This window comes from Actinomadura sp. NPDC048032 (assembly GCF_040653175.1).
Taxonomy (GTDB): domain Bacteria; phylum Actinomycetota; class Actinomycetes; order Streptosporangiales; family Streptosporangiaceae; genus Spirillospora; species Spirillospora verrucosospora.
Genome location: NZ_JBEZJP010000465.1, coordinates 1 through 6,065, shown reverse-complemented (window position 1 = coordinate 6,065; position 6,065 = coordinate 1). Strand labels below are relative to the sequence as shown.

Here is a 6,065-nt window from a genome sequence, read left to right as displayed (position 1 = left end):
TGCGCGGCGTCCACCAGCGCGTCCAGCAGCATCCGCAGCCGCACGTCGTCGACGTTGCGCCCCTCCCGCGCGGCCCGCTTGGCGGTCTCGGCCGCCTCCTCCGCCCGCGCGGCCCGGGCGCGCAGCCTGCGCAGCTCCTTGTCCGACGCGGCGGTCGACTCGCGCGCGGCGGCGAGCTCGCGGTCGGCCTCCTCCGCGACCGCGTGGGCGCGCTCCTCCGCGGCCCGGAACCGGGTGCGCGCGTCGTGCAGCTTGCGGCGCAGCTCGGCGACCTCGGCCTTGGTCTCGCGCAGCTCGGCGCGCAGCTTGGCCAGCTCGGCGCCGCGGGCGTCGCGGGTCGCGGCGAGCTCCGCCTTCAGCGCGGCGACGCGGCGCTCGGCCTCCTGCTCCTCCGACGCGCTCGCCGAACGCGCCAGCTCCTCGCGCGCGGACTCCACCAGCTCTGTCCAGCCCGCCGGGCGCAGCAGGTACGCCAGCACGGCGACGCGCACCGGGTCGGCCGCGGGCGGCACGTTCCCGCCCTCGACCGCCTCCACCAGGTCGGCCTGCGCCTCCCGGAGCGGCGCGGCGACCCGGCTCCGGAACTCCCCGTCCTTCTCCAGCACCGCCGCGATGTGCTGGCCCGCGAGCCTGGCGCGCTTGCGGCGCTCGAACCGCGCGAACCGGCGCAGCGGCACGGGGATCTCGTCGGAGGGCAGTGACCCGATCAGGTCGGCGGCGGCCTCCACCACGCCCTGCCGCACCGCCTCGGGCAGCGGGCGGGACGCCTTCTCCGCGGGCTCCCCGTCGCCGGGGGTCGCTTCGGGACCGCTGTCGATGATCCCGCTCCTTCCGGGCTGCGCCGCCGGTGGGCTGTGTGTTCCCGAGCGCGGTACGCCCTAACCAGGGCGAACGTGCGATCGGACGGATCGCGCCCGGCCCTCGGCGGGATGCCTCCCGCCCGTCCTCGCGGCCCCCGCCCGGCGGGACGTCCCGGCGCCCCCCAACCCTAGCGGCACGAAGTTCTGTCGGTGGGGTCCTCTACGGTCGCGCTCATGACGGCTGCGCACGGTGTCCAAGGGCGCGGAGCCCAGGGGCACGGGGCCCGGGGGCACGGCGTCCAGGGCACCCTGGACGACCTCGGCACCCCCCTCAGCGACGTCACCTTCGTGGTGGTCGACCTGGAGACCACCGGCGGCTCGGCGGCCGACTCGGCCATCACCGAGATCGGCGCGGTGAAGGTGCGCGGCGGTCAGGAGCTCGGCGAGCTCGGCACGCTCGTCGACCCGGGCGGCCCCGTCCCGCCGTTCATCACCGCGCTCACCGGCATCACCACGGCGATGGTGACGGCCGCGCCGCGGATCGAGTCGGTGCTGCCGGCGTTCCTGGAGTTCGCGCGCGGCTGCGTCCTCGTCGCGCACAACGCCTCGTTCGACATCGGCTTCCTCAAGGCCGCGTGCGCCGCGAACGGCTACGCCTGGCCCGCGTTCGCCGTCGTCGACACCGTCGACCTGGCGCGGCGCGTGCTGTCCCGCGACGAGGTGCCCAACTGCAAGCTCGCCACGCTGGCCCGCTTCTTCCGGACGTCCAACGAGCCGACGCACCGGGCCCTCGCCGACGCCCGCGCCACCGTGGAGGTGCTGCACGGCCTCATCGAGCGGCTCGGCTCGTTCGGCGTCACCTCGCTGGAGGAGATGCGCGGCTTCGCGAAGGCGCCCACCCCCGAGCAGCGCCGCAAGCGGCACCTCGCCGACGGCGTCCCCTCCACCCCCGGCGTCTACCTCTTCGAGGACCACGCCGGCGAGGTGCTCTACGTGGGCAAGAGCGGCGACCTGCGCTCCCGCGTGCGCAGCTACTTCACCGGCTCGGAGACGCGCCGGCGCGTCCGGGAGATGGTCGGCCTCGCCGAGAACGTCCGCACCATCGTGTGCGCCACGGGGCTGGAGGCCGAGGTCCGCGAGCTGCGGCTGATCGCCGAGCACAAGCCGCGCTACAACCGCCGCTCCAAGTTCCCCGAGCGGGCGATCTGGCTGAAGCTGACCGTGGAGCCGTTCCCCCGGCTGTCCATCGTGCGGGAGTGCCGGGCCGACGGCGCCCGCTACCTCGGGCCGATCTCCTCGCGGCGGCAGGCCGAGGAGGCCCGCGCCGCGCTGCACGAGGCGGTTCCGCTGCGGCAGTGCACCCAGCGTCTGACCCTCCGGCTGGTGGAGAGCGGCAAGGCGCGTTCGTGCGCCCTCGCCGAGCTGGGCCGCTGCGGCGCGCCCTGCGACGGCCGCGAGTCCGCCGACGCCTACGCCGTCCACACCGGGACGGCCCGCTCCATCATGGAGGGCGACGTGCGGCCCGTCGTCGCCGCCGCGCAGGTCCGCATCGACCGGCTGGCCTCCGAGCTGCGCTACGAGGAGGCCGCCGCCCAGCGCGACCGGCTCGCGGCGTTCGTCCGGGCCGCCGCGCGCGGGCAGCGGCTGGCGGCGCTGGCCCGGCTGCCCCAGCTGGTGGCCGCCCGTCCCGCCTTCGACGGCGGATGGGAGCTGTCGGTCGTGCGCTACGGCCGGCTCGCCGCCGCCGGGACCGTCCCGCCGAACGCCCGGCCCCGGCCCTACGTCGACGCGCTCATCGCGACGGCCGAGACGGTGTTCCCGCCCTCCGGAGAGGCGCCCGGCGGCGTCGCGCTCGGCGCGCCCGCCTCGCAGGGCGCGACCGCCGAGGAGATGGAGTGCGTCCTGCGCTGGCTCGATCTGCCCGGCGTCCGCCTGGTCGAGGTCGACGGCCCGTGGACGTGCCCGCTGCACGGCGCCGAGGGGCTGCGCGAGTGGATCGACAAGGCCTACGACCGGAGCCACGAGCGGCCCGACGGTGCCCGTCGCGGGCCCGGCCGACCACTAAGGTGACCGTGTACACCCGGCAACCGGAGGACGACCCCGCATGGCACTGCCTCTCTACGACAGTCAGCCTGCGCGGCGCGTCCCCTGGGTGACGTACCTGCTGATCGCCGTCAACGTGGTGGTCTTCCTCATCACCCCGATGTCGAACTTCGCCGCCTGGTACGGCAAGGGCTCGGTCCGCGAGTGCAAGGCGACGCACTTCACCTACGAGTACGGAGCCGTGCCGAAGGAGCTGACCACCGGCGACCAGCAGCCGCTGCCGACCGAGGTCGTGCACGACTGCGGGCCGTCGAGCTTCCGCAAGGCGCCCTGGACCGCGGCGTTCACCTCGATGTTCCTGCACTCCAGCGCCATGCACCTGCTCGGCAACCTGGTCTTCCTGTTCGTCGTCGGCATGGGCGTGGAAGACCGGCTCGGCCGATGGCGCTACCTGCTCGCCTACCTGGTGTTCGGGCTCGTCGCCGTCTACGGGTTCGCGTGGACCTCGCCCGACTCCACCGTCCCGCTCATCGGCGCGTCCGGCGCGATCGCCGGGGTGATGGGCGCCTACGTGATCCTCAATCCGCGGGGCCGCGTCGTCAGCTGGGTGCCGCCGGTCATCTTCATCCGCCTGCCGGTGTGGGTGGTGCTCGGCTACTGGTTCGTCCTGCAGTGGCTGTCCCTGGGCGACCAGAAGAGCAACGTCGCGTACACCGCGCACATCTACGGTTTCGTGGCGGGCGTGGTGTTCGCCCTCCTGGCGCGCCGCGCCGGCCCGGCCCACCGCCTGGCCGCGTTGAGCCGCGGCTGACCCGCCCGCGACCGCCCCCGCTCCTGGGGCGTCCCCCCGCACTCGCGGCGCAGGGCCCCGGTAGGGTCGGAGGGTCCGTTTCTGTGGGGAGGGGTGCAGTGGTCACTGCGATCGTGTTCGTCAAGGCCGACGTCGCGCGCATCCACGAGGTGGCCGAGACGATCGCGGCGCTGGACGGCGTCAGCGAGGTGTACTCCATCACCGGCGACCACGACCTCATGGTGATGGTCCGGGTGCGCCGCCACGAGGAGCTCAACGACGTGATCCCGGGCCGCGTCAACAAGGTCCCCGGCATCGTCGGGACCGAGACCCACATCGCGTTCCGCACCTACTCCCAGCACGACCTGGAGCAGGCCTTCTCCCTCGGCCTCCCCGACGCGGACTGAGGCCGGGGACCGCGCCCGGGCGGGGCTAGGCGCCGACGACGAGGGCGACACGGTCGATGCCGCCCCCGCATGAGCGGGCGGCGTAGCCGGGCAGCTCGCGGTACACGGCCCCCGGGGGCCAGCTGGCGGTGTTGGAGGCCATCACGCGGCCGGGGGCGTTGACGACGAACGCGGGCGCGGGGATCTCCCGCAGCGCCGGCACGATCTCGTTCTCGAACGTCCGGGCGAACACGTCGGCGGCCGCGACGCCGGCGAACCTCCCGTCCACGCGCACCGGCGCCGACAGGGTCAGGACGTACTCGTCGCTGCACAGGTAGTCGACGTAGGGGCCGCAGACGGTCTTCTCCGCCCCGCTCTGCGGCCCCGTGAACCACTCCCAGTCGGTGTAGTCGTACAGGACGCTGCTCTCGGGGTTCAGGTCGCGCAGCAGCTGGGACGGCCGCCCGGCCGGGCCGGTCTGCCACCACTCCATGTACCAGGCGGCGTCGGCGAGCAGGCCCGGCGCGGCGATGAACCCGAGGCCGCAGACGAGCGGGCCGAGATGGGAGAACAGCAGCGGGCGCAGCGCGGCGAGGTCGTCGCGGGCAGGGGAGCGCCCGGCGCGGCGGACGTCCTCCAGGCGCCGCGCGGCCGCGTCGCGCACCTGGGCCACGGTGGTGAACACGCCGTCCAGGGTCGCGCGGACGTGTGCCGCCGCCGCGCCGACGGCCGGTGGCTCGGCGGGCATGGGTCCCCCTCGGGGTCTCAGAGTGCGAGCCGTCGTTCAATCAGACGTTCTACCGCATTCGAGACGTGACTTTCAGCTACATCGCGTGCCTCGGCGCCGTCGGACGCCTCGATCGCCCGGACGAGCCGGGCATGCTCGGCGGCGACGGGCCCGCGCCGTTCGGGAAGATCGTGCACGGCCCACACCAGCGGCCCGAGCTCGGCCTGGAGCCGGATCTCCTCCCGGGTGAGCCGGCCGGACTGGGAGGCGGCGGCGACCTCCAGGTGGAACCGGCCGTCCAGCCGGCACGTCCCGGTGCCGGACTCCGTCGCGGCCATCTCCTCCAGCGACCGCCGCAGCCGCCGGACGTCGCCGGGCAGCGACCGCCCGGCGGCGAGCCGGGCGGCGGCCCCGGCGATGGCGGCGTAGTGGTCGCCGAGGTCGCGGAGCTCTTCCGCGCTGAGCGAACGCAGCCGCTCGTCGAGGTCGAAAGCCCTGGCAGGAGCCCTGACGAAGCTGCCGCCGCCGCGGCCCCGGCGGGTCTCGATCAGCCCCTGCTGACGCAAGGCCATCAGCGCTTCGCGTAGGGTGACCGTCGAAACACCGAGATATGCCGACAGGTCAGTCTCGCTGGGCAGCTGCTCGCCATCCGCGAGGAGGCCGAGCGCGATCGCGTCGCCCAGGCGCCGCACGACCGCGTGCACCCGCGCGGTGTTGTCGACGGGAGCGAACACGACGAGGTGCGCGCTGTCCATGGGCCCCCTCCCGGTGTCGACACAGTGATACCGGAACATCACTTGAACTTAAACCTCTGACTCCATATGTTTTCGGTCATGCCGGTTTCAGCGGTGAGGATCCGCGATCTGCGCAAGGCCTTCGGCCCCGTCGAGGCGGTGGCGGGCGTCGACCTCGACATCAGGGACGGCGAGTTCTTCTCGATGCTCGGCCCGTCCGGGTCGGGGAAGACGACCGTGCTGCGGCTCATCGCGGGCTTCGAGCGGCCGACCGCTGGAACGATCGAACTCGGCGGCAGGGACGTGACGGCGCTCGCGCCGTTCGACCGTGACGTCAACACCGTCTTCCAGGACTACGCGCTCTTCCCGCACCTGGACGTGCTCCGCAACGTCGAGTACGGCCTGAAGGTGCGGCGGGTGCCGAAGTCCGAGCGCCGGGAGCGGGCGCTGGAGGCGCTGCGCAGCGTCCGGCTCGACGGGATGCGGGCGCGCCGCCCCGCCGAGCTGTCGGGCGGCCAGCGCCAGCGGGTCGCGCTCGCCCGGGCGCTGGTGAACGAGCCGAAGGTGCTGCTGCTGGACGAGCCG

6 protein-coding genes and 1 pseudogene are annotated in these 6,065 nt (G+C 74.2%); 4 read left to right on the top strand and 3 right to left on the bottom strand.

The annotated features are described in order from the left end of the window. A pseudogene (locus AB0C69_RS36445) lies at window positions 1–743 on the bottom strand (RNA-binding protein); the annotation flags it as partial. Between the two features lie 291 nt (window positions 744–1,034). Between AB0C69_RS36445 and AB0C69_RS36440 the strand changes: the two are divergent. The 3 genes from AB0C69_RS36440 (at window position 1,035) to AB0C69_RS36430 (ending at window position 4,040) form a co-directional block, all read left to right on the top strand. Further along, a complete protein-coding gene (locus AB0C69_RS36440) occupies window positions 1,035–2,870 on the top strand; it encodes a DEDD exonuclease domain-containing protein (protein ID WP_360360062.1) in 1,836 nt (611 codons plus the stop codon). A gap of 34 nt (window positions 2,871–2,904) precedes the next feature. Then, window positions 2,905–3,654, top strand: a complete 750-nt coding sequence (locus AB0C69_RS36435) for a rhomboid family intramembrane serine protease (protein ID WP_360360059.1) — start codon at window positions 2,905–2,907, stop codon at window positions 3,652–3,654. Window positions 3,655–3,752: 98 nt separating this feature from the next. Beyond that, window positions 3,753–4,040 carry an Lrp/AsnC ligand binding domain-containing protein gene (locus tag AB0C69_RS36430; RefSeq protein ID WP_185023441.1) on the top strand — a complete coding sequence of 96 codons (288 nt, stop codon included), beginning with the start codon at window positions 3,753–3,755 and terminating at the stop codon, window positions 4,038–4,040. A 25-nt stretch (window positions 4,041–4,065) separates the two neighbouring features. Here the strand turns inward: AB0C69_RS36430 and AB0C69_RS36425 are convergent, their stop codons facing one another. Both AB0C69_RS36425 and AB0C69_RS36420 read right to left on the bottom strand, forming a co-directional pair. Continuing rightward, entirely contained in the window at window positions 4,066–4,767 is a 702-nt protein-coding gene (locus AB0C69_RS36425; RefSeq protein ID WP_360360056.1) for a cache domain-containing protein, read from the bottom strand. Between the two features lie 17 nt (window positions 4,768–4,784). Then, window positions 4,785–5,501, bottom strand: a complete 717-nt coding sequence (locus AB0C69_RS36420; protein WP_360360053.1) for an FCD domain-containing protein — start codon at window positions 5,499–5,501, stop codon at window positions 4,785–4,787. A gap of 78 nt (window positions 5,502–5,579) precedes the next feature. On the opposite strand from AB0C69_RS36420, the gene AB0C69_RS36415 reads away from it, so the two are divergent. Next, window positions 5,580–6,065, top strand: a 486-nt coding sequence (locus AB0C69_RS36415; RefSeq protein WP_360360050.1) for an ABC transporter ATP-binding protein, incomplete at its 3' end; no start/stop codon positions are given.